Origin of the sequence: Yoonia sp., from assembly GCF_036007805.1 — a bacterium.
Lineage (GTDB): Bacteria > Pseudomonadota > Alphaproteobacteria > Rhodobacterales > Rhodobacteraceae > Yoonia.
In genome coordinates this window covers 1-1703 of the sequence record NZ_DASYOK010000338.1, presented here as the reverse complement: position 1 = coordinate 1703, position 1703 = coordinate 1, and the positions used below count along the sequence as shown (strand labels likewise).

5 protein-coding genes are annotated in these 1703 nt (G+C 58.8%); 4 read left to right on the top strand and 1 reads right to left on the bottom strand.

The features are described 5' to 3' along the window. Both VGP75_RS17950 and VGP75_RS17945 read left to right on the top strand, forming a co-directional pair. A partial coding sequence (locus VGP75_RS17950) for a DNA methyltransferase (protein WP_327544957.1) occupies window positions 1-231 on the top strand: 231 nt, incomplete at its 5' end. After that, window positions 228-425, top strand: a complete 198-nt coding sequence (locus VGP75_RS17945; protein WP_327544956.1) for a hypothetical protein — start codon at window positions 228-230, stop codon at window positions 423-425. The genes VGP75_RS17950 and VGP75_RS17945, both read left to right, overlap by 4 nt. Window positions 426-720: 295 nt before the next feature. Here VGP75_RS17945 and VGP75_RS17940 read toward each other — a convergent pair whose 3' ends face one another. Continuing rightward, window positions 721-909, bottom strand: coding sequence for a helix-turn-helix domain-containing protein (locus VGP75_RS17940; protein ID WP_327544955.1), 189 nt, complete (start codon window positions 907-909; stop codon window positions 721-723). Between the two features lie 103 nt (window positions 910-1012). Between VGP75_RS17940 and VGP75_RS17935 the strand changes: the two genes are divergently transcribed. Then, entirely contained in the window at window positions 1013-1201 is a 189-nt protein-coding gene (locus VGP75_RS17935; protein WP_327544954.1) for a hypothetical protein, read from the top strand. Window positions 1202-1250: 49 nt separating this feature from the next. Then, a complete protein-coding gene (locus VGP75_RS17930; RefSeq protein ID WP_327544953.1) occupies window positions 1251-1550 on the top strand; it encodes a hypothetical protein in 300 nt (99 codons plus the stop codon). Window positions 1551-1703 lie beyond the last annotated feature (153 nt).

The following is a 1703-nucleotide window of genomic DNA, read 5'->3' as shown; positions in this document are numbered from 1 at the left end:
ATGGAATGGTGCTTAGGCTTCCTGCCAGACGCCCGCACGATCTTTGACCCCTTCATGGGATCGGGCACAACCCTTGTGGCCTGCCAGCGCCTTGGCCGGCAAGGCATTGGGATTGAATTGGACGAGTCGTATTTTGAAATTGCCTGCAAGCGCGTGCAAGAGGTAGTGAATAATCCCCCGCTTTTCACCCCTGCCCCGCCCAAGCCGACACAAGAGGGCTGGGATATATGACCACCACCCGCCCCCTATCCGAAGCCGAGCGCGCCGAGATAGCCCAGCGCTACGGTGCCACATGCGACCTGCCCGCTGTGACCGTCTGCCAGCCATGCGCGGTGACGCCGTGGGATGATATAGGCCACAAGGGCGCGCTGAGGATGAAGCGCAAGCGGGACAAGGGGCTTGCGCGGATGCAGGGGAAGCGCTGAACCGTCAAGCAATCCTTGACACTTGCCCCGCCGGTTCACGCTGGCGGGGTTTTGCGTTGAACAAATACCGGACCCGAAGGCCCGGCCAGCAACAGGGAGGAACCGTGCGTAACCCGGCAGGGGCGGGAAGGGTAGAGCGCGGTTTTTTAGCCGCTTGGATTGTCTGGCGTGTGCTTATCTGGCAGCAAACCAGCACGCTAGCCCCTTGAGGGCGATTGCCGCGCTCTGGTGGTATCGCTTGCTTGCAAGACTAAGGACGGTTCCACCATCCCAAGCGATACCGCCAGAAAGCGGCTTACTCGACCCACGCCCGGACAGGGACAGCCCCGCCCGTGGCGTCTTCTATGCGGATGGCAACGACAAGCGAAGGGACGTTGCGCCCGTGCATGATGCCGTGCAAGCCCGCCGCAGATAGGCCAATCGACTGCGCAAACGCGCGCGCGCTTATGCCTTGATCCGTGATGTATTGCCTTAGCTGATCCATGCCGCGACATTGCCACATTAAAAAAATGTTCGCAAGAGCAAATTACCTGTTGCAATAGGCGTTAGCATATGCGAAAAGTGGACATAGCAAAGGAGATACGCACATGACCATCGAAAACGCAATCGCCGCATATGAAACAGCCACCACGGAAGCCGAAGTCCGCGCCGCATATGACGCCATGCTTGAGTGGTCGGACGCCCCGGAAGGCGCAGAGGAAGATGCTATTGACGCCATGCTGAATGCGCGCGGCATCCCCAGCCTGACACGCCGCTTGACCGCAATCACCGCCTAACCCCACCCCGCAGGGCTTCGGCCCTGCCACCACCTGAGAGGAACACGATATGAAACCAACCTTCAAAAACGAGCCGCGCGCCGGTGGGCTTGCCGGTATTGGAAATCTTCCCGGCGCTGAAATAAAAGTCAAGGGAAAGCAAGTTGGTAGCATTCTGGGCGCAAACCATGCCGTCGCAAATTTCCGCCATCGCATACAGATCGCAGTTAAAGATGACGATGAGCGCATCGGCTGGCGCTGGATCATGCCAAGAGTAACGTTCGGCAGTCGCGACCAAGCCAAAGATTGGCTGCGTGAAAACTTTGCCGATATTGTTGCGGGCTACGACCTGCACACCTTTGACGACTAAGAGGAACCCGCCATGACCGACACCCACGACAAACACGGCTATCCGATGCACGGCTTTTTCGTCGCGCACCGCCGCTACGCAGGGCCAAGCATTGACCCCAAATATCCTTGGGGCAACATCAACGATTTGGACGGCCCGATTGAGTGCGAGGAG

Bases quoted from the DNA above. Each gene is read 5' to 3' on its own strand.
- VGP75_RS17945 (WP_327544956.1), top strand. From the start codon at position 228: ATGACCACCACCCGCCCCCTATCCGAAGCCGAGCGCGCCGAGATAGCC.
- VGP75_RS17940 (WP_327544955.1), bottom strand. From the start codon at position 909: ATGGATCAGCTAAGGCAATACATCACGGATCAAGGCATAAGCGCGCGC.
- VGP75_RS17935 (WP_327544954.1), top strand. From the start codon at position 1,013: ATGACCATCGAAAACGCAATCGCCGCATATGAAACAGCCACCACGGAA.
- VGP75_RS17930 (WP_327544953.1), top strand. From the start codon at position 1,251: ATGAAACCAACCTTCAAAAACGAGCCGCGCGCCGGTGGGCTTGCCGGT.